The sequence below is a fragment of the Bacillus sp. S2(2024) genome (assembly GCF_050474045.1).
Taxonomy (GTDB): Bacteria; Bacillota; Bacilli; order Bacillales; family Bacillaceae_G; genus Bacillus_A; species Bacillus_A yunxiaonensis.
Window position 1 is genome coordinate 1072498 of sequence record NZ_JBFLUS010000003.1, and the last position, 21104, is coordinate 1093601.

A 21104-nucleotide genomic window follows, 5' to 3' on the forward strand; every position below is an offset into this window, starting at 1 on the left:
TGCGCCCGAGTGGGCGGGCTTTCTATCAGTGGGGGATGAAAAAACACTGATGGAAATTTTACTTTATATATGAAAAAGAAAGGGGAGCTGAGATGAAGAAACAATTTTCAAAAACACAATTTGTAGGGATGCTCCTCATTATATTTGGATTTGGTCTTGTTCTTGATATGATTCTCGGACATTTTGAGCCGGGTGCCCTTGTTTTTGCGTTTATTATGATTATGTTTGGAAGGCATTATCGAAAAAAGAGTCGGTATGTGAGAGGGAATGTGTTTTTATTTGTCGGAGGACTCATTTTCGTATTCTTCCTGTTTTCATCAGCAGCTTTCGTGCTTGTTCTATTTGCTTGTTTAGCTTTCGTTGGTTATCAACTTATGCAAGGTCAGCAGAAGTCAAAAATGGTACAGGTAGAAATTAAGGAAAAAGGATATATAAATGAAGAAAAACAAATCTATCGAACAGAACCGTATCTTAAGAATATAATGGTTGGTAACGTACGAATAATGGATCATATTTATGAGTTAGAAGATATTAATGTCCAGTATGGAATCGGTGATGTTGAAATTGATTTAACAACAGCCATGATTCCAGAAGGAGAAACCGTCATTGTTATTCGTGGTGTTATTGGTAATGTTCGTTTGTATGTTCCATATGATATTGAAATATCATTAAATCATTCTGTTATTATTGGAAGAATTTTGCTTCCGAATCATGAAGAAACAGGTTTTAATCGCAATGTAACATTCAAAACAGAACACTATAAAGAAGCTCCTAGGCGTATTAAAATTATTTCTTCGCTTATCGTAGGCGATACGGAAGTGAGGAAAGTATAATGAAGAGACAAAAGAATATCTCATGGATGTATATTCGCTACTCTATGTTATCTGCTAGTAGTATTGCATTTATTTGCACCATTGTATATGTATGGAAAAGTGGGCAATCTGTATACGATTTATTATGGAAAGAATCTATTGCTTCTGTCCCAATTGGATTGTTTCTCATCTGTACGAGTCTTCTCATTGGTGGAGTTGTTGGGTATGCAATTGGTTATTATATGCAGCAGCGTATCCAAGGTTTAACAACTTTTTTATTTGAAGTAGAACGAGGAAATTTCCCGAAGGATGCTTCGTTTACTGCAGAAGATGAATTCCATGAAGTGGAGCGAAAGGTAATTGTACTTGCTAGGAGATTAGAGGAGCAAGCGGGATTATTCCAAAAAGTAACGAATGAACGAGCGCATTGGAATGAAGAAATGAGACAAAAGGTTATTTCAGAAGAGAGGCATCGTTTAGCTAGGGAGCTTCATGATTCTGTAAGTCAACAACTCTTCGCTATGTCAATGATGATGGCAGCAATTAATGAGCAAACTGCTAATATATCAGAAACTACTCAAAAACAATTACAACTTGTTGAAAATATGGTTGTAAATGCACAATCAGAAATGAGAGCATTGCTTCTTCATTTACGTCCTGTTCAATTAGAAGGAAAAAAATTAACAGAAGGTATTGAAGAATTATTAACGGAGCTTTCAAGAAAACAACATATGAAGATTGAATGGTTGATTGAGCCAATCCAATTGAAAAAAGGTGTAGAAGATCACTTATTCCGTATTGTACAGGAAGCGTTGTCTAATACATTACGACATGCACAAGCAAAGAAAACAGAAGTAAGGCTGCGTCAAATTGATGCGTATGCAATTTTAAAGATTATTGATGACGGCGTAGGTTTTGAAGTAGGCGTCAATAAAGCAGGATCATACGGTCTTCGTTCCATGCAAGAACGTGTCCATGAAATTGGCGGAACTTTAAAGGTATTAAGCTTCCCGAATAAAGGAACGCAAATTGAGGTGAAAGTGCCGATTCTTATAGATAGAGAGGAGGAACAACATGATTAAAGTATTGCTCGTTGATGATCATGAAATGGTTCGTATGGGTGTATCTGCCTATTTGTCAACTCAGCCGGATATTGAAGTTGTAGGAGAAGCAGAAAACGGAAGAAAGGGTTCAGAATTAGCATTATCATTAAAACCAGATATTATTTTAATGGATCTTGTTATGGATGAAATGGATGGTGTCGAGGCAACGCGTGCGATTATTCAAGAATGGCCGGAAGCGAAAATTGTTGTTGTGACAAGTTTTTTAGATGATGAAAAACTATATCCAGTTATTGAAGCTGGTGCAACTAGTTACTTATTAAAAACATCAAGAGCAAGTGATATAGCAGATGCAGTGCGGGCAACATACGATGGAGAAACAGTGCTTGAACCAAAAGTTACCGGGAAAATGATGTCACGTATGCGTCAAAAGAAAGAACAGTCGCTACACGAAGATTTAACAGAGCGAGAGTTTGAAATTTTATTATTAATTGCACAAGGAAAGAGTAATCAAGAAATTGCAGATGAGCTATTCATTGCTTTAAAAACAGTAAAGACTCATGTAAGTAATATTTTAAATAAATTACATGTAAGTGATCGTACGCAGGCGGTTATTTATGCGTTTCGCCATCAGCTTACAAAATAAAGGGACTGCAGAGAGGCCTTTTTATTTTGTAGGTATTATGTTCGAACGGGGAGGAGATTACTTGCTAGTTAAAGGAATTTTAAATAGTGCTTTATGCAAAAAACTCCCGTTTGAGGGAGTTTTTTGCATGGATTAAAGATTAAGAAATTTTTTGTTTGATATTGGGTTGTGTCATGTTTAGTTGTTTTGAAGATTGTAGCTTTGTAAGTAAGAATCCAGCGATTGCTCCAATAATAGCTGGTAGCAGCCATCCAATTCCTTCTTTATAAAAAGGTAGATATTCCAAAAAAGTCATGACGGATGGAATAAAGAGGTTTGCTTGTTTGAAACCATCAAAGATACTTACAATTGCTGTTCCGAGTAAAGAAAGAATGTAAACAGCTTGAGGTCCACCAAAGAATTTATGGAAAAAGGATAGAAGCACGAGCACAATTGCAATTGGATATACGACAAGTAAAACTGGAATGGAAACTGTAATAATAGTTGTGAGTCCTAAATTGGCCACGAGTAACCCTAATGCACAAATCGTGGCAGCAAATGTTTGATAAGAGAATTTACTCCATAAAGTCGAAAAATATTGACTACAAGCTGTAACAAGTCCAACGCATGTTGTTAAACAAGCAAGCGTAACAATTACGGATAACAAACTTAGGCCAAACGGACCGAATAATTGTTGAACAACTTCTGTTAATAATTGCCCGCCATTTTTTGCATAACCAAGAGATACGCTTGTAACGCCTAACCAGCCGAGTGCAACATAGACAAGTGCTAAGCCAGTAGCAGCAATGAGTGCTGCTTTTGTTGTAGCAAGAGCGACCGCTTTTTTATCTTTCACGCCTTTTGCATGAATTGCGTTTACAACGATAATTCCAAATGCAAGAGCTGAAATAGTATCCATTGTTAAGTATCCATCCATAAATCCTTTGAAGATTGGTGAGGACTGATACTCTTGTAATGCAGGTCCAGTTTGTCCAAGTGGTGTGAATACACTTTTTACAAATAGCAATGAAATAGAAAGTAGTAGAATAGGTGTTAAAATATTTCCAACGCGATTAACAAGCTTAGAAGGGTTTAAACTTAACCAATATACAACTGCAAAGAAAAGAACTGTATAAAGAAATAATGCTAAGCTGCCTGTTGCAACTGTTTTTGATAGAAAGGGGCTAACTCCCATTTCGTAAGCAACGTTTGCAACGCGTGGAATCCCCATAGATGGACCAATTGCAATATAGATAACAACAGTAAAGAAAATTCCGAATATTGGATGGGCACGACTTGCTAATTGCTGCATGCCATCACCAGAAAGTGCGATAGCGATAACTGTTAGCAACGGTAATCCAACTCCAGTCAGTAAAAATCCGAGAATTGCCAGCCAGAAATGTTCACCAGCATTTTGTCCAAGCATTGGTGGGAAGATTAAGTTTCCAGCTCCAAAAAATAAAGAAAATAGCATAAGTCCTGTGAAAAAAATATGTTTGTTTGATACAGTGTTCATTTATTTTCCTCCTTCTGTTCATATTCATTGTTAAGGACGCAAAAAACTCGTCCCTGTAAAAGGGACGAGTTGAGAATACCCGCGATACCACCCTTGTTCATATATATAGAATATACCTCCATATATATGCGGCTTTACAACGTACAACATGATACGTGTTCCTTGTAACGGTGGACGACCGGTAAGAACTTACTTTATCGTTCAGTTCTACTTCTCGGAGAGGATTTTCGGATATGGTCTGAACGTTGGCTTTCAGCAAAGCGCCAACTCTCTGAGGAACAGATTCATAACGTACTCGTTCTCGTCAATAAATTTTTAAAAGTATTTGAAATATTTTAAACATATTTTTTGGAAAGTGTCAATCCATTTTTTGAATATGATTAGCTTGAATGTTTTCTAAAGATGGAGTAGAACGGATGAAATTTACAAATGCTTCTTGATCTGTCGGGCCTTCAACGCGATTCCGTCCCTTTTGAAAAATTGTAAATTTATCTCCTCCGTTTGCCAGAAAAGAATTTACTACGACAGAGTATGTTGCATCATCTTCGAGTAGTTCACCATTTTCTAGTGTAATTGATGTTAACTTATTTTCTTTCCATGTGTAATGAATTCCAGATACTTGTAACATACGTATTTCGTCATTCCATTGTTCATTCAGGGCATTTCGAATTTCTTTACCGGTTAAATCCATTTTAATGAGTTTATTTTCAAAAGGTTGAATGAGAAAGGTATTTTCCCATGTAATGAAACCAGCGGGTAAGTCATGGCGAATGCTGCCGGGATTGACAAATGCAATGTCAGCTTGCATAGCCTGACGCTGAGAGGCAGCAAGAAGAGCACCGAGATCTGCTTCTCCGTTTCTATTTTGATCTCGTGTCAGCTTGTGTACGCTTTTTCCAAGTATTTGCTCGGTTAATGGGGACATTTTTGTTTGATAGCTCTGTAGCCATGTCCGGATAATTGGATTAGGTTGTATTTGATTATGATAAGTAGGAAGGATCTTTGCGGTTTTTTTTGTAATATCTTTTGTTTTGCGATTGATTGTGAGCTGCACATCCGTGAGAGCCCTTCCGTAAGAATACGCTTCAACGAGTAGTTTTCCATTCACATATCCATTCATATAAGAATGATTATGTGCACCAAATAATATATCTACATCATCATCAAGTTTGCTTGCTAAATCAGCAAGTGGTCCGTAAGTAATTCCGCCTGCTGTCTTACCATCTAGATGAGCAAGAACGATAATTGCATGGATACCTTTTTGCTGTAATTCTTGTACACATGTTTGAATGGCAGTAGCTTCATCTAAAAAAGTGACCGCTGAAATATCATTGTGCATAGTAAGAAATGGTGTATCTTTTGTTACGATGCCAATAAAAGCAATGGGGATACCATCAATCCACTTAATCGCATATGGTGGAAATAGGGGTTCATTTGTGTCAGTAGCTACTACATTCGCACAAACATAAGGAAAAGAGCTACCCGGAAACATACCTGTTTTCGGATGAAAACCGCCATCAATGAGTCGCTTTAGTTCGTCTATACCTTTGTCAAATTCATGATTACCAACTGTTCCGACATCAAATTTCAGCATATTTAAAAATTCTATTGTTGGCTCATCTTGAAAGAGAGCGGAAATGGGAGGACTTCCACCGATCATATCACCGGCATGAACAAGTAAGGTATGGGGAAATTGTTCTTTAGATGATTTAATATAGGAGGCTATATAATCGGCGCGGCCAGCAGGTTGTCCGTGCAGCATTGTAGTTGTATTGATTTGTCCGTGCAAATCATTTAATCCGATTATTTGCACTTGTATTTCGGAAGGTTCTGAAATAGGAAAAAATGAAGAAAGAGTTATAGAAATGAGAAAAGGAATACATAAAAGAAAGTTAATCATGTTGTCACTCCTTTACATATAATGGTATTTTTATTGTAATAGAAGGACAACATTTTATTTTATTAAAAAATCGTAAATTTTTTGTGGAAATTATAAGATTTTTTATCCTGCTATTCGCGGGCAGTAAGACTCCCACCTCAAGAAAGAGATGCACTGTCCAGCTTCAGTGGCTAGAATGTTCGGTCGTTTCAACCCCCTCGGACGAGGCGAAAAGCGCCTCTCCGCCTTAAGCCCTAGCGTCCTGCGATTCTTAGCGAGCCGCTTCCGCTTTTCTAAAGAAGCTAGGTGGGGGATAACTGCGGGGAGTTTTCATGAGAAAAAGAAGGAATTATCGTTCAATGTAGAGAATAATGTAATCATCCACTCGCTGGAAAGAACAGACAAAGCAGAGGTGACGAAGATGCTTGTAATGGGTGTATTGTTATGTATTACTGCAATTTGTGGTTTTATATGGTTATATTATTCTCGTTCGCTTAAACAAGCAGGAGTGTTACTTTTTGATAAAGGTAGTTTGTTTGCAAATCAATCCAGATTTTTAGTATGTTCGAAGTGTGGTAGAGCACAGGCAAGAAGCGGTGGATATCAAGAGTGTTGCCGAACAAGGTTATGAAAGAGTAGCAAGCCTCACAATATGTGAGGCTTGCTACTCTTTCACGGCTGTCCAAATAGTCCACCGATCCTGTTCTATAATAGGGGATTTATTATGAAATTTAGATTGAATGTACTCTAATAATTGAGAGAGCTCGTCGTCCGATAATTCATGTAAAATAGAGCGACCTGTCCGAGGGGATAAATCTTGAAGTAAATTTTCAATTGAAGGATGGACTTTACGAACTTCCCAAAGAGTTTCAATAGGATTTGTATGGAAGCCGCTGTCGTGTAACCAATGCAGTATTTGATTTGTTTTAGGTCTCCGCTTTGCTTCTGTATGGATTAATTTTGGGTAGCAAGAAAAGAAATAGCCGCGAATATGTTCTGGACTTCCTGGAATTGTGCAATCTTCAATTGTTCGATCCTGGAGAATAAGTATACCGTTTTTCTTTAAAATTCGATATGCTTCTTGTAAAAATTGTGGAATATGCTCTAGATGATGAATAACAGCTCGTGATATAACAATGTCAAAGGTTGCATCTGCAAAAGGAAGGTTATGAGCGTCGCCTTGTACAAATGAAACATTTTGTATGTGAGCGCAATTTTCCTTGGCAGCTTCGAGCATCTCATTTGAAAAATCAAAACCAACTGCTTCAGCTGCCCCCATCATAGCGAGTTGTTTTGTATAAATACCACCACCGCATCCAATATCAATCACTCTCTTTTCTTTGACGTTCACAATATTTTGAATCATAAATGTCCATGAATCTGTTGCTTGACGATTTGTATACGTATATTTATTGTTTGGACTGTGAAAATTTATTGGCATGCTGTAAGCCCCCTTTCATGTATATTATATCCGATTTTGTTTGTTAGGTTGATTTTGTTTTCTTTTGAGAACAATAAGCTTTTCTTATTTTGAGAAATGAGGATGGGAGCAATGCGAAAAAAATGGTTATTCATGTTCGTTCTTTTCTTATTAGTTGCATGTAACCAAATGGGCAAGAAAATAGAACAAGGTGAGAAATCAGCAAAAGAAGCGGGGAATGTTATGGAAGAGAACATACAAATAATTGTATCCAAAACAGGACAAGAAGAAAAAGTATTGAAGGATGAGGAAGCAAAACTTATTGCAAATATTATAAATAAAGCGGAAAAACAAAACATAATAGGTGAATTAGGTGAACCAGAATATGTGATTACCATTAAGAAAAATGGACAAGAAGAAAGGTATAAAGCTTGGCTTCGTACAGAAGCGAGAACAGGTTGGTTACAAAAAGAAACAGATACAAAAAATTTCTATATTATATCAAAGGTGGATACAGAGAAGCTGCTTTCTTTATTTCCAACAGCACCTTCAACACAAAATGAGGCAGAACAACCATCAACTATAACTGAAATTACTAAAAAAGACTTACAAATTACGCGTTTTCACATTAAAACAAAGGAAAATACAGTTCATTATACAGTATATTACACAATTTCAGATGCATTATATAAAAAACTAGAAAAAGAAAAAAACTATTATTTCCAAATATATTTTCCACCGAAAGTACAAAAGATAATAAATAAAGAAAAAAGTGAACAAATTCAAGGTGAAATAGTAAAAGAAGGATATAAACAGTATGAAGTAAATTTTTTAATTCCTGTTAGCGACATATCATCGTCTCAGCTAAAAATGTTAGAAACGTACTATGACCAATATGATTTAAAAATGTTTAATTATAAAAAAGAGGAGATTGGTGCGTTTCAAAATATTATTCAAATAGTGAAAGAATATGGAGAGAAGATGGATTTACAAAGGTAAAGTTTTTTCTAGGAAATGAGAAAAAGAGTGATGAATAAAATCTCATCACTCTTTTATTTTGTTTTTGTTGACGGTTCATTCATAGATTTTCGCGTAATGAAATAAGCGATAATAAGTGCAGAAAGGATAATGGAGCTAATAAAAATATTGTTTGGCAGCCAATCCAATAGCAATACATGTCCAACAGTATAAAAAATAAGCATAGAAGCTAGAAAAGATAAGGCACCGATCATAACAGCTTGTAATGTCACTGTTTTCACCTCCTTGCATGTATAGTATTGGCTAAAAATGGATGAATTAAACAGTCGTTCCCAATAAAATTAAAATATATGGCATAATTAAGAAGAAAAAGACTATTGGTAAGGAGAGGAATATGAAACAAAATACAAAAGGATTATGGGGAATCGTTGCAGCAGTTGGTGTTTTTCTGTTATCTAAATTAAAATGGGTATTTGCTATTGTGAAACTAGCAAAGTTTTCGACTATATTTAGTATGTTGTTATCTCTTGGTGCTTATGCAGCGATATATGGATGGAAATTTGGTGTTGCGCTTGTATACTTATTACTTATTCATGAAATGGGTCATTTGTGGGCGGCGAGAAGAAAAGGGATTGCAACATCACCTGCTATTTTTATCCCATTCATGGGAGCGGTTATAGGAATGAAAGAATTGCCTAAAAACGCAAAAGACGAGGCATACATTGCATATATGGGACCGTTATTTGGTTTATTTTCTTTTTTGCCAGCAATTCCGCTATATATGATAACAAAAGAACCGTTCTGGGCACTTGTTATTGTGCTTGGTAGTATGATTAATTTCTTTAACTTAATTCCCGTATCACCACTCGATGGTGGACGAATTGTTTCTGTTGTAAGTACGAAAATTTGGGCGCTGGGCCTTGTTATATTACTTGGTTACGCAATTGTACAAAAAAGTATTTTCTTTGGATTTATTTTTGTATTTGGTTGTTTAGAATGGCACAGAGTATCAAAGCGAAATCAACCAATCCAAGAGCTTGGTTGGAAAATAGATACCATAAAAGAATATATTATACGTTTGAAAGACGAATTGAGAGAAACGGGTGCACTTCATCGCACCATCTATATGATGCATCATGAAGTGATGATGCTTAGTCAAAAAGAACGAGATAAAACATTAACAAAAGAAGAACGTCAAAGAAAAATAGCATTAGATTACTTGCATCCTAAATTTGAACCACTTGATTACGTACCGTATGAAGAGGAAAGAGAACAGCATCTTTTATTGATGCAAGATGCAGTAGCAGTGTCAGAGCGAAAATTACATAAGTGGGAAGAAGAAAAAGAACAGTATGAAAAGTACTATTCTGCAAATATGAAAACTCGTATTGGTATGTTCATTTTATATATACTTTTACTCGTATTACTCGGATATGCTACATACCAAGGAAATATTGTCTTACAAGATCAACTTCCGACACGTAATTTGTAGAAAAACGTTGTCGAAATGATAAGAACAGTTTATACAGGAATCCCTACTTCTTTATAGAAAATTACAAATATTATATTTTATAGAAATAAATGTAATATTTATATAAGGAAAAGGAGTATGGTGTATGAAAAAAATGTGGAATATACTTGGAATTCTTATTGTCATGGGAATCACTAGTTACGGTTTAACCAAATTTTTTGTACACTATGCGAGTAAGCCAGCTGGTGTAGCGGCAATGCCGAAAGTAGAAGAGGTTGATGAGACAAAAGAGGTATTACAATTTATTCGTACGACACACGAAAGTTATAACAACTTTTTAAATTATGGAAAAGCAGAAAAATATACAGATGGAGACTGGAGCCATTTCATTAAATGGTTTCAAGAACAGGAGCATTCTTTAAAAGATTTTGAGAAAAAAGTGAAAAATAAGCAAATAAAACGAGATGTGAAACGAAGTTATGAGATTTTGAAAAAAGGGGTAGCAGATCGTAATATTGAATATATCACTTATGCACATCGTGTATATCATGACTTAGATATTATTGTAAATAAATATACAGGTGAAACGAATATTTGGGGGTATACAGAGTTTGGAAATGGGAAAGATGTAAAAGTAATAGAACAGGCATTACAAGCGCAGTAAAAAAGGCATACTTAGTATGTCTTTTTATTATTGATATTACTTTCATATACAGTAACATTTTTCTCGATCTCACGAGGAATTTCTTAAAGAAGATAGATGGTGTCATTTATCCCGCTATTCGTGGACAGTAAGACCTTATCTCAAGATGGAGAGACAAGTACAGTTGATAGGGGGACGCTGATTAAAGTTTCACTTTATGATGTTTTTCACAAAAACATCATGTTTATAGTGATTAAAATCACAACTTAGATTTTAGATATCGTATACAATGGCAGTAGATAAGGAAATAGAGGAGTGGATAGTATGTTAAGTCCAAAAACAATTGAAATTGTAAAATCAACTGTACCGTTATTACAAGAAAAAGGTGTGGAGATTACAACACGTTTTTATCAAATTATGTTTTCTGAGCATCCGGAACTATTAAATATTTTTAACCATGCAAATCAAAAACAAGGGAGACAGCAGCAAGCATTAGCAAATGCAGTATACGCAGCTGCTAATTATATTGATAACTTAGCGGTGATCATTCCAGTTGTGAAACAAATTGGACATAAACATCGTAGCTTAGGTATTAAAGCAGAACACTATCCAATTGTTGGTAAATGTTTACTACAAGCGATTAAAGAAGTAGCTGATGCTCCGCAAGAAGTATTAGATGCTTGGGGAGAAGCATATGGTGTGATCGCTGATGCATTTATTGGTATAGAAGCAGAGATGTATGAAGAAGCTGCAGGAAAAACAGGCGGTTGGAAAGATTTCCGTAATTTTATTGTTGTGAAAAAAGAAAAAGAGAGCGATGTGATTACATCCTTTTATTTAAAACCAGAAGATGGGGGAGCGCTATCTTCATTCTTACCAGGACAATATGTAAGTGTACAGTTAAATATTGAAGGAGAAACATATACACATAACCGTCAGTATAGTTTATCAGATGCACCTGGAAAGGATTACTATCGCATTAGTGTGAAACGTGAGAAAGGTGCAGAAGGTTTAGATGGAATGGTATCGAATTATTTACATGATCATGTAAATGAAGGGGATATTTTACCACTAAGCGCACCAGCAGGGGATTTTGTGCTGAATATGGATTCACAGTTACCAGTTGTATTGATTAGTGGTGGCGTAGGAATTACACCAATGATGAGTATGTTAAATACATTAATTGAGCAATCGCCAAACCGTAATGTATACTTTATTCACGGCGCGTTAAACAGTGATGTACACGCAATGAAAGACTATGTTGCAAATGTAGCCAAAGAGCATGAACAAGTAAAAGTATATACTTGCTACTCTAATCCAACTGAGCAAGACAAGAAAGTAAAAAATTATGATAAAGAAGGCTACATTGATTTAGCGTGGTTACAAACTATTATTCCTTCCAGCGAAGCGGATTTCTACTTCTGCGGACCGGTTCCATTTATGAAGCATATTCATACAGCTTTGATAGAATGGGGCGTGACACCAGAGAATATTCATTTTGAATTCTTTGGGCCAGCAGCTAGCTTACAATAATGAAAAAGAACGAGGTGTTAACTCACCTCGTTTTTTGTTTGTTCTCGAAGTAGACGATTTACAGTTTCACGGCGGATGCCAATGAGTTGACCAATTTCTGTTTGGGTTAAAATTTCATAGATTGGAATGTCTCCTAAATATGTTGTAAACCATTTTTGTAAACGAAGTAGCCGCTCTTTTGGAGAAACGGTTGTAAGCTGATCAATACGCTCTTGCATCATTCGTAATTTTGTTTGCAGCTGAAGGGCGATATCGGCATAAGATTCGGGATTTGCATGTAATTGTTCATACCATGCGTTGCATAAAATTGGCTCTACTTCAGTCTTAACTAAAGCGATTGCGGTTCCATGATATTCTTTTGGAGATATTAAAGAGTGGTGAGGGATTGTTTCACCTGGAACAATAATATTAAATAAAAAAGACGTGCCGTCCTCTTGGAAGCGAACTACTTTTAATAGACCGCTTTTTACAAAATATAGAGGGCCTTCCTCTCCTTGACGAAATAGTATTTCTCCTTTATGTAAAATCAATGTAAGCACCTCTTTATATATTGCTTTTCATTTTATTATAGAGGAATTGTTTGCATAAGACTATTTTTATGAAATGCAGAAGAAATGTTATAGCTTTATTTTGCAATTTAGTAATCTCCTGCTAATGGAAATGTAAATTTATCTAAAAGGGCATACACTTCACATAAAGCCTATCAATTTTATTGACGAAATATATCATATTACAGTAGTATACTGTTTAGTGTGTATGTGTAAGGACGGTACTAGAAAGGAATATTTTTTAGGGGGCATACCATGTTAGATGAAAAAATGACTGATGTGAAGATTTCAACAGATGCAGTGATACATGTGGAAGAAATGAAGGGTGGAGTTGTTCTATCGGTCGAAATAGATGGACAAATCATTTATACGATGGCTTATGATGAAGAAACAGATAGTTATGCAGAATTATATGATAGAAACGATAAACGGGCAAGAAAAGTCCATGAAGATTTTGTGGGATGGTCGCTTGTACACTGACGGAAATGTAACAAGCCGAGAAATGCTTCTCTTTATTTAGGAGAGAAGCATTTTTCGGCTTGTTTTTTGTTTATCCTGCTAAGATCTCCACCTCAAGATTTGGTGAAGGCATTGTCCAGCTTCAGTGGCTAGAATGTTCGGTGGCTTCGCTTCTTCCTACGAGATAAAAAAACACCTCTACGTCAGAAGCTCCATTCCCCTCACATTCTGAACGAGCCGCTTCCGCTTTTCTACAGAAGATAGGTGGGGGATGGAAAAATCCCCACGGATGAAAGTTTCACCCTATAAGTGTAAAACAATGAAATTGTATATATAATGTAATAATTACATATGATTTGCAACATTCACTTCTATATTGTTAGGGCATTGTAAATGTATATGTTGTTTTTTTTCGGTATGATAAAGCAAATGGGATTCTCCATCGCCCGCTAATGGAAGTTTCGCTTTATTTTTATCTACTAAATTCAGGATAAGTCTTACTGTAAGTTAGAGTAGGATAAAATACAAAAGATGTAACAAATATAGGAGTGATTATCTTGAGAAATTTCCGCATTTCTAATTTTATCTTACTTTGTGCCTGCTCATTATTATGTATTATGTTAGGAGTGTTTTTTTTCACATGTATATAAAAGAAACGCATTCTAAAAGAATGCGTTACAAAATGGAACTAATAATCATACGTGCACCGAGAATGATTAAGGTAATGCGTAATAAATTGATAATAGCTTTACCGCTTAGTTTTGTATTAATATAAGCTCCAACTTTCCCGCCAATCCATGCTCCGGGGATTAAAACAAGGGCATAGAGCCAGCTTACATTACCAAGTGAAATATGAGTTGCTGAATTTACAATTGCAGATAAAAAAACAATAAACATTGATGTAGCGACAGCGATTTGGGCTGGAAAAGCAAAGAGAAGCATCATCGCTGGAACTAATAGGGCACCTCCACCAATTCCAAATAAACCAGAAATAAAACCTACACCAAATGAAATAATGGTAGCAAGAAAAGGTGGAAACTGATAAAATATGGTCTCTCCTTCAGAAGTTGTAAAGGAGCGTTTAATAACAGAACTGTTTGAAAGGGAAAGGGGCTTCATTTTATCTTTTAGCATCAGTAAAATGGATACGAAAATAAGAAAAATTCCAAAGTATAAAGAGAAGGAATTTTGATTTAAAAATTTATTTGCCCATGATCCGATAATTCCTCCAGGACCACTCCCTATAAATAAAATAAGGCCACTTTTGTAATCAACTCTCTTATGCTTCATGTATGTGAGGGTAGAAGCCAAACCTGTAAATACGACAGTAACAATTGAAGTACCAACAGCCAATTGGGGAGAAAGACTATGTAAGCCAATCAGTAGCGGAACGATAATGATTCCCCCACCAAGACCAACTAGACTTCCAATTGTACCTGCTAATAATCCAACAAGTAATAGCATAATATATTCCAACTGTAACATCTCCTCTTTTGTAACAAATACATCATTATTATACAATGTTTTGTATCAGAATGATGTGTGTTCACAAAAAAGTCGTCTTCTACATAAGAAGACGACTTTTTTTAGAAAATAAGGTTTAATACGTAATAGCATAAAGCAGCTAATGAAGCTGAAATAGGGAGTGTGATGACCCATGTAATTAACATGCGCTTTGCTGTTCCCCACTTTACACCTTTTACGCGATGTGAAGCACCAACACCTAAAATAGAAGATGAAATAACGTGTGTTGTACTTACCGGTAAATGAATGAAAGTTGCACCGAAAATAACAATTGATGAAGATAAATCAGCAGCTACACCATTTACAGGGCGGATTTTCATAATTTGTCCACCGACAGTTTTGATAATTTTCCATCCACCAATAGAAGTACCAAGACCCATTGCGGTTGCACACGCGAGTTGTACCCAAAAAGGGATATCTGTTGAAGTATGATAATTATTTGCGATAAGGGCCATTGTAATAATACCCATCGCTTTTTGAGCATCGTTTGTGCCATGTGTATAAGATTGCAATGCGGCTGTGAACACTTGGAATAAACGGAAATTTTTATTTGTTTTCGTCAGATTAAAATTTTTAAAGGAAACTTTAAAAATACCATATACGATAAAACCAATGACGAAAGCGATAATCGGTGAAATAACTAAAGCTTCAATAATTTTAATGAAGCCTTTATAATTTAATGAATGTATCCCAGCAGCAGCGATAGCTGCCCCAGCAATAGCACCGATAATTGCATGAGATGAACTACTTGGAATTCCATAGTACCAAGTAATTAAGTTCCATGCGATAGCAGCAATTAGCGCTGCTAAAATAACGACACTACCATTTGGTAATGTAAATGGATCGACAATATCTTTTGTAATAGTTTTTGCTACACCCGTAAATGTCATTGCACCTAAAAAGTTCATAATAGATGCCAAAAGAATGGCTTGTCTTGGCTTTAAAGCCTTTGTTGAAACAGCTGTTGCGATAGCATTTGCTGTATCATGGAATCCGTTAATAAAGTCGAAAGCTAAAGCACAAATGACAACTAAAACGGTTAAAATCAAGAGTGTATCCATGATCAAACTCCTTATGCGTTCTTCATAATAATTGTTTCTAAAACATTTGCTACGCTTTGACAGCTGTCAGCAACTTCTTCTAATTCTTCGTAAATTTCTTTGTATTGAATAATCTTAATTGGATCTTTCTCACGAGAGAATAGATGCTTAATAGCATGTCTACGAATGTCATCACATTTTGATTCGTAATCTTTAATTTTGATCGCATTTGTACGAATATCGAGTAGCTTTTTATTGGACATCAACTCAATAGACGATGCAATTTCAATCGCACACTGATTAATTGCATCAACGAATTTAATCATGTATTCGTCTGCTTCTGTAATAGAATACATTTCAAATAGACCTGCACTATGATCTAATCCGTCTAATACATCATCCATACTCATTGCAAGTTGTAAAATGTCTTCACGTTCAATTGGAGTGATAAACGCTTTGTTTAATTCCATAATGATTTCGTGAATAAATGAGTCACCCTTTGACTCATACTCTTTCATGCGCATGGAGAATTCTTTTAAATCACTTGCGTTTTTAATTTTATACTCCACAAAAAATTGAGCGCCTTCTTTTAAATTTTCAGAGATATTCGTTAACATTTCTGAAAATTTGTCTTTTTTCGATTTGAAAACCATATTGTTACCCCCACCAAAAAATAGTTATGTAAAGCATATTGGCTAGTTCATTCTATCAAAAAGCTGTCGGTTTTTAAAACATTTTATCGAAAAGTTTACAAAAACTTAACATTAGACAAGTTGAAAAATTAGTAATGTTAACACTTTTTTAGTAATTCTTGTACTTATAGAATGTCCTTTTCAAACAAAAAGTATGAAAAGGATAGCTTAGACTTGACGAATTATAACGATATCAGAGAAAATTTGTAAAGATAAAGATGTTACTCATATATACATTTGAAAGTAAGATAGAGGAAGTGAATGAATGAAGTTGAACAGCACTCAATTACAAAGTATACGAGAGTGGTTCAAAACAAGAAAAAAATTGCGAATAGTATTGTTGATTTTAGGAAGTTTTGGCTTATCTTTGTTTATCTTTGTAAACATTATGATTACAATTCAAGATATATCGGCATTAAAACATGCAGTACCTCAGCCAACAGTGATTTACGATGCAAATAAGCGAGTAGCAGCAAAATTGTCTTCTTCGAAAATGGAGGGAATTAAACGTAAAGATATCCCAGACGTTATGACTCAAGCTGTTGTTGCCGTAGAAGACCAAAAATTTTATAAGCATCGGGGCATATCTTATAGCGGAATTTTTAACGCTATCATTAAAAATATAACAGCAGGAGAAGTTGTTGCTGGGGGCAGTACAATTACACAACAGCTTGCTAAAAACGTATTTTTAACACAAGATCGGACGTTTTCAAGAAAATTCAAAGAGTATTTTATTACAAAGAAAATTGAACGTACATATACAAAAGATGAAATTATCGAAATGTATTTAAATCAAATTTATTTTGGTGAAGGAGCTTGGGGAGTTAAAAAGGCTGCGAAGACGTATTTTGATAAAGAAGTCAAAGATCTGACGATTCCTGAAGCTGCCACCTTAGCTGGATTAATTAAAGCGCCGTCTACGTATTCACCGTTTAAAGACTTTAATAAATCGATTACAAGAAGAAATGTTGTTCTTTCTTTAATGAAGGAACAAGGCTATATTACAGACAAACAATTTCAAGTAGCGAAGGAAGAAGGGCTTTCACTTCACCGTGGTGTCGAAAATCAATATAAGGGGAAATATCCTTACTATGTTGACTATGTTGTTCGTGAGGCAATGAACAAATACAACTTGACACAAAATGAAATTTTATCAGGTGGTTATCATATTTACACAGAATTAGATCCAAAGATGCAACAAGCGGCAGAAGATGTTGTGAATAATGATCATTATTTTCCAAAGACTACTTCTGATCAGATTATGCAAACAGGTGTCGTACTCATGAATCCCAAAACGGGCAGTGTTCCAGCGCTTGTAGGAGGACGAGGACCGTATCAATTTTTACAGTTTAATCATGCATCGCAATTAAAACGCCAGCCAGGTTCAACATTAAAACCATTAGCAGTGTACACACCAGCATTGGAACAAGGATACGAGGTTTATGATGTATTAAAAGATGAACCACTAGACATTAATGGATATTCACCGAAAAATAGCGGGAATGTATACCATGGTAATGTGACGATGTATGAAGCACTTGCTAACTCCTATAATGTACCCGCTGTTTGGCTATTAGAGCAAATTGGTCTGGAAAAGGGATTGAAGTCTTTAGAACGTTTTGGTATTCCGCTTCAAGGTAATGATCAATCTTATGCGTTAGCGCTAGGAGGGATGAGTGAAGGAACGTCTCCACTTGTCATGGCACAAGCGTATGCGACCTTTGCAAATGATGGTGTACAAATGGAAGCACATGCGATTCGTGAACTTCAAGATAGTGAAGGGAATATGGTAGGGAAATGGTATAAAAAAGAAACTCGTGTTACGGATGAAAAAACGGCACAAAAGATGACGTATTTATTACAAGGGGTTGTAGAGAAAGGAACGGGAGAAAAAGCAAAACTTAAATCTGTAGAGACTGCTGGGAAAACGGGTACAACACAACTTGTAGATGGCCCGAGCAGCGGTGCAAAAGATTCATGGTTTGTTGGTTATACACCAGAATTGGTTGCATCCATTTGGGTTGGCTACGATAAAACGGATAGCGAACATTTTGTTCCTGGTGGTAGTCAAATAACGACAACGATGTTTCAAGATATTATGAAAAAAGCAATTGGGCAGCCAAGTCAAAAAAACTTTGATTTGTCGCTTATACCAGAAGCTGAGTATACAAAACAGTTACAAACTATTGAAGAAGAAAAAAAGCGAAAAGAAGAAGAGGAAAAACGAAAAGAGCAAGAAAAACAGAGAAAAGAGCAACAGGAAAATTGGATAAATAAAATAAAAGAATGGATTCCATTCTTTTAAGGAATAAATCCCAGATTATAAAATGAATAATCTGGGATTTACTTATGGTTTGGTTTGCTAGTATACGAGCTGTTATTGTCTTAACGGCGTTTTTTGCAACGTTTGCATTTCTTTTTTTGATTGTTATCGCTATTGCTATTGCGTGTTTCATTATCATCATTTTTATTATCATTATTGTTATCATTGTTATTGTTATCATTATTATCATTGTTATCATTGTTATCATTATTATTGTTATAATTCCAACGCATACTTTGAACATGGTACGTTGGTACATACGTAATCTGACCATCAACCTCAAGTAGAATATGATCTCTAGTACGTCCGACAACAGTTCCTTCTATTTTCTTCGGACCTTGGTTCAATTGAATTGTTTCTCCTTTTAGACGGTTAATAACACTTGCAAAACGTGTTCCGCTTACAATGATAGGGTCTTCATTTTGGTTATTTTGATTGTTGTTTTGATTGTTGTTTTGTTCATTATCATCTGATTCTTGAGAATCATCTTCATATTGCTCGGCAAAGCCATTAATATGATGTAACGGATAGTAAACAACACTATCGTCAGATTGTACGACACAAAAATCACTTTGAACTTTTAATAATGTTCCCTCTGCTTTTTCTGGGCCCCCTAAATTAACCTGAACGTTTGTGCCAATTAAATTTTTGAAATTTCTTCTAGCATTTTGAGCAGAATAATACGACTGATTGTATGGATACATCATACATAGTTCCTCCTTAATGTAAGTTATCTCTCTTTAAATCATTTGTCGATATATGATATTCATCTTTGCAGGACAAGACCTAGGATACTTGACTAATTTATAAAAAATGTGCTTATACATAGAAACAAGCACCCTTTTAGATTAAGGGCGCTTGTTGAGTTGAATATTTATATTTTTATTTATATTGTGCTCGGTTTCGGTTAATGGTGTATAGGTGATGACGATGTTTCCTTTAGCAGTTGGCTCAAAAGCAAGATCATCATAGTATTGACCATTATTTTTATTATGGATTGTAAGCTCAATTGAATCGAGTTTTGCTTGTGCATATCTTTCTTTGATTTGCTTCGCAATTATTTCTAATTGTTTATACGAAGTGGCATCGGTAACCACCATCCCCTTCATAACAACCTTTTCTTTTTGCGTATCATGCACTAGGGGTATATGATTTTGTTTTATACCTAGGATGTCATAGGGTACAGTACCTTCATTTGAGGCTGCTTTTGGTTTATTGTATTCTCCAATTAAAAAGAGTGCAAAACATAGCGTTATACATGACATAAAAATAATCCAAAAACGGATAGATGATAATACTTTCATCTGCATTCACCCTCGTTTCGTATAAGTTCTTACATATGTAGTATACAAAATGAGCGTTAAATTAACGTTAAGATGCGGTAAAGAAAAGTAAAGAAAGAGAGTTTTTGTATAGAAAACTTTTTTTTCGATTTGTTATAGTAGATTAAGAAGCTGTAGAATCACAATAGAATAGGAATAATAAAGAATGTAACTGTGTGACGAATTATTTATCCTGCTATTTGCGGACAGTAAGACCTCCACCTCAAGATTCTGAGAAAAGTGAAGAAGGTAGGTAGGAGATAACTGCCCGTTAATGAGAGACAATTAAATGACTTTGAGATGTCATTTTTCCATATATCATAATGTGTTTTTGAGATTTAGAGGTGGACAGGAGATGGTGTTCGGATGATTTCTATTGGGTTAACAGGATGGGGAGATCATAACGCTTTATATAGGGATGCATATGAAATGAAGCATAAACTACAAACATATAGTGAGTATTTTCCAATCGTAGAAGTAGATAGCTCTTTTTATGCGATGCAGCCTGCAAGAAATTATGAGAAATGGGTTTTAGAAACACCGCCAAATTTTTCATTTATTGTGAAAGCTTATCAAGGAATGACAGGGCATATGCGCGGAGAGACCCCCTTTGCAAATATTGAAGATATGTTTCATGCATTTAAAGAGTCAATAATTCCTCTTCAAAAAGCAAATAAGTTAAAAATGGTTTTATTCCAGTATCCACCTTGGTTCGATTGCCAAAAGAAAAATGTGGACTTATTACGCTATACGAAAGAAAAGATGGGGGATACACCATGTTCATTAGAGTTTCGTAATCAGACTTGGTTTTATCCAGAATTTCGTAATCGAACTTTGCAATTTATGAAACAAGAAGGTTGGATTCATACTATTTGTGATGAACCACAAGCAGGAATTGGTTCTATTCCAATTGTACTCGAAGCAACGCATGAACAGATGACCTTAGTTCGATTTCACGGGCGCAATGTACATGGGTGGCTGAATACAGGAGAGAATTGGAGAGCAGTTCGCTGTTTATATCGCTATAACAAACAGGAATTAGAAGAATGGATAGAGAGGTTACAAGAATTAAAAACAAAAACAAAGGAAATTTACCTTTTATTTAACAATAACTCTGGTGGAGATGCGGCAGATAATGCAAAACAAATGATGGATATGCTTGGAATTACGTATGGGGAACCTAGGCCTGAACAATTAAATTTATTCGATTGAAGTGAAAGAGTAGTAGGATAAAGTAATATTTCTATTAAGTGTCTTC

Annotated in this window: 21 protein-coding genes and 1 other annotated feature; of the genes, 11 read left to right on the top strand and 10 right to left on the bottom strand. The window is 35.4% G+C overall.

All coding sequences use genetic code 11. The features are described 5' to 3' along the window. Positions 1-92 precede the first annotated feature (92 nt). From liaF to AB1284_RS05465, 3 genes are read left to right on the top strand one after another with little or no spacing between them, the layout of a single operon-like run. Positions 93-833 carry a cell wall-active antibiotics response protein LiaF gene (liaF, locus tag AB1284_RS05455; RefSeq protein WP_429751052.1) on the top strand — a complete coding sequence of 247 codons (741 nt, stop codon included), beginning with the start codon at positions 93-95 and terminating at the stop codon, positions 831-833. Beyond that, positions 833-1894, top strand: a complete 1062-nt coding sequence (locus AB1284_RS05460) for a sensor histidine kinase (RefSeq protein WP_429751050.1) — start codon at positions 833-835, stop codon at positions 1892-1894. Before liaF ends, AB1284_RS05460 begins: the two co-directional genes overlap by 1 nt. Further along, positions 1887-2519, top strand: coding sequence for a response regulator transcription factor (locus tag AB1284_RS05465; RefSeq protein ID WP_336482734.1), 633 nt, complete (start codon positions 1887-1889; stop codon positions 2517-2519). Before AB1284_RS05460 ends, AB1284_RS05465 begins: the two co-directional genes overlap by 8 nt. Before the next feature lie 139 nt (positions 2520-2658). Here the strand turns inward: AB1284_RS05465 and brnQ are convergent, their stop codons facing one another. Further along, the gene (brnQ, locus tag AB1284_RS05470; protein ID WP_429751048.1) at positions 2659-4014 is read right to left on the bottom strand and encodes a branched-chain amino acid transport system II carrier protein; all 1356 of its coding nucleotides are present in this window, start codon (positions 4012-4014) and stop codon (positions 2659-2661) included. A gap of 57 nt (positions 4015-4071) precedes the next feature. Then, positions 4072-4331, bottom strand: a binding site (T-box leader). Between the two features lie 41 nt (positions 4332-4372). After that, entirely contained in the window at positions 4373-5914 is a 1542-nt protein-coding gene (locus tag AB1284_RS05475; protein WP_429751046.1) for a bifunctional metallophosphatase/5'-nucleotidase, read from the bottom strand. 400 nt (positions 5915-6314) lie between these two features. On the opposite strand from AB1284_RS05475, the gene AB1284_RS05480 reads away from it, so the two are divergent. Next, positions 6315-6524: a hypothetical protein gene (locus AB1284_RS05480; protein ID WP_336483020.1), complete on the top strand. Its 210-nt coding sequence runs from the start codon at positions 6315-6317 to the stop codon at positions 6522-6524. 33 nt (positions 6525-6557) lie between these two features. Here AB1284_RS05480 and AB1284_RS05485 read toward each other — a convergent pair whose 3' ends face one another. Beyond that, entirely contained in the window at positions 6558-7334 is a 777-nt protein-coding gene (locus AB1284_RS05485) for a class I SAM-dependent methyltransferase (protein ID WP_429751044.1), read from the bottom strand. Positions 7335-7445: 111 nt separating this feature from the next. On the opposite strand from AB1284_RS05485, the gene AB1284_RS05490 reads away from it, so the two are divergent. Next, positions 7446-8312: a hypothetical protein gene (locus AB1284_RS05490; RefSeq protein WP_429751042.1), complete on the top strand. Its 867-nt coding sequence runs from the start codon at positions 7446-7448 to the stop codon at positions 8310-8312. A gap of 53 nt (positions 8313-8365) precedes the next feature. Here the strand turns inward: AB1284_RS05490 and AB1284_RS05495 are convergent, their stop codons facing one another. After that, positions 8366-8545 carry a hypothetical protein gene (locus AB1284_RS05495; protein ID WP_413789198.1) on the bottom strand — a complete coding sequence of 60 codons (180 nt, stop codon included), beginning with the start codon at positions 8543-8545 and terminating at the stop codon, positions 8366-8368. A gap of 140 nt (positions 8546-8685) precedes the next feature. Here AB1284_RS05495 and AB1284_RS05500 point away from each other — a divergent pair, with 140 nt between their 5' ends. The 3 genes from AB1284_RS05500 to hmpA all read left to right on the top strand — a co-directional run bounded on the left by AB1284_RS05500 (position 8686) and on the right by hmpA (position 11938). After that, the gene (locus AB1284_RS05500; protein ID WP_429751040.1) at positions 8686-9783 is read left to right on the top strand and encodes a site-2 protease family protein; all 1098 of its coding nucleotides are present in this window, start codon (positions 8686-8688) and stop codon (positions 9781-9783) included. 124 nt (positions 9784-9907) lie between these two features. After that, positions 9908-10426 carry a hypothetical protein gene (locus AB1284_RS05505; RefSeq protein WP_429751038.1) on the top strand — a complete coding sequence of 173 codons (519 nt, stop codon included), beginning with the start codon at positions 9908-9910 and terminating at the stop codon, positions 10424-10426. A 303-nt stretch (positions 10427-10729) separates the two neighbouring features. After that, the gene (gene hmpA, locus AB1284_RS05510; RefSeq protein WP_429751036.1) at positions 10730-11938 is read left to right on the top strand and encodes an NO-inducible flavohemoprotein; all 1209 of its coding nucleotides are present in this window, start codon (positions 10730-10732) and stop codon (positions 11936-11938) included. Between the two features lie 17 nt (positions 11939-11955). Here the strand turns inward: hmpA and AB1284_RS05515 are convergent, their stop codons facing one another. Then, entirely contained in the window at positions 11956-12468 is a 513-nt protein-coding gene (locus AB1284_RS05515; RefSeq protein ID WP_429751034.1) for a Crp/Fnr family transcriptional regulator, read from the bottom strand. A 273-nt stretch (positions 12469-12741) separates the two neighbouring features. Between AB1284_RS05515 and AB1284_RS05520 the strand changes: the two genes are divergently transcribed. After that, on the top strand, positions 12742-12966 hold the full coding sequence (locus AB1284_RS05520; protein ID WP_429751032.1) for a hypothetical protein: 225 nt from the start codon (positions 12742-12744) through the stop codon (positions 12964-12966). 654 nt (positions 12967-13620) lie between these two features. Here AB1284_RS05520 and AB1284_RS05525 read toward each other — a convergent pair. The 3 genes from AB1284_RS05525 to AB1284_RS05535 all read right to left on the bottom strand — a co-directional run bounded on the left by AB1284_RS05525 (position 13621) and on the right by AB1284_RS05535 (position 16162). After that, complete coding sequence (locus tag AB1284_RS05525; protein ID WP_429751031.1) at positions 13621-14421, bottom strand: sulfite exporter TauE/SafE family protein; 801 nt, start codon at positions 14419-14421, stop codon at positions 13621-13623. A gap of 110 nt (positions 14422-14531) precedes the next feature. Then, positions 14532-15530, bottom strand: a complete 999-nt coding sequence (locus tag AB1284_RS05530) for an inorganic phosphate transporter (RefSeq protein WP_429751029.1) — start codon at positions 15528-15530, stop codon at positions 14532-14534. An 11-nt stretch (positions 15531-15541) separates the two neighbouring features. After that, on the bottom strand, positions 15542-16162 hold the full coding sequence (locus tag AB1284_RS05535; RefSeq protein WP_230573966.1) for a DUF47 domain-containing protein: 621 nt from the start codon (positions 16160-16162) through the stop codon (positions 15542-15544). A 304-nt stretch (positions 16163-16466) separates the two neighbouring features. On the opposite strand from AB1284_RS05535, the gene AB1284_RS05540 reads away from it, so the two are divergent. Then, positions 16467-18506 carry a transglycosylase domain-containing protein gene (locus tag AB1284_RS05540; protein ID WP_429751028.1) on the top strand — a complete coding sequence of 680 codons (2040 nt, stop codon included), beginning with the start codon at positions 16467-16469 and terminating at the stop codon, positions 18504-18506. An 80-nt stretch (positions 18507-18586) separates the two neighbouring features. On the opposite strand, the gene AB1284_RS05545 is transcribed toward AB1284_RS05540, so the two are convergent. After that, positions 18587-19231, bottom strand: coding sequence for a hypothetical protein (locus tag AB1284_RS05545; RefSeq protein ID WP_429751027.1), 645 nt, complete (start codon positions 19229-19231; stop codon positions 18587-18589). Positions 19232-19372: 141 nt separating this feature from the next. Then, positions 19373-19828 (bottom strand): hypothetical protein, encoded by a 456-nt coding sequence (locus AB1284_RS05550; protein ID WP_429751025.1) that lies wholly within the window; start codon positions 19826-19828, stop codon positions 19373-19375. Positions 19829-20212: 384 nt separating this feature from the next. Here AB1284_RS05550 and AB1284_RS05555 point away from each other — a divergent pair, with 384 nt between their 5' ends. Beyond that, positions 20213-21058: a DUF72 domain-containing protein gene (locus tag AB1284_RS05555; protein ID WP_429751023.1), complete on the top strand. Its 846-nt coding sequence runs from the start codon at positions 20213-20215 to the stop codon at positions 21056-21058. The last annotated feature ends 46 nt before the right edge of the window (positions 21059-21104 follow it).